At 57.9% G+C, this 323-nt stretch carries 1 pseudogene; it reads right to left on the reverse strand.

Annotated features, from left to right (window positions below):
* Positions 1-214, reverse strand: a pseudogene (locus AF337_RS24530) (aminoglycoside phosphotransferase); the annotation flags it as partial.
* Positions 215-323 lie beyond the last annotated feature (109 nt).

A 323-nucleotide genomic window follows, 5' to 3' on the forward strand; every position in this document is an offset into this window, starting at 1 on the left:
GGCTCGGAGATGTGTATAAGAGACAGCCTTCACGGTCGAGATGTTGGAGCAGCTCGGTTTCCCAGGCGAGGTCAGCGTCGGTCCTGGAGCCGAAACGACCGACCGCGATCTGCCCATTGATGCGAACGCTCCACACGTCGTTGGCGACTCCACCGGCAAGTGGTTCGATGCGGACCGCACCTTCACCCCATTGCTCCAGTGCTTCCCATCCCATTGACAATATCCCTGGCGGTCGTGATCAAATCGACGGAGAAATAGAAAAAGTTTGCGACGCCACGATGTCCGCTGCTGGCGCAAACGTGACGTCGAAAAGCGGTTAGACC

The organism is Rhizobium ecuadorense, assembly GCF_001187535.1.
GTDB lineage: Bacteria > Pseudomonadota > Alphaproteobacteria > Rhizobiales > Rhizobiaceae > Rhizobium > Rhizobium ecuadorense.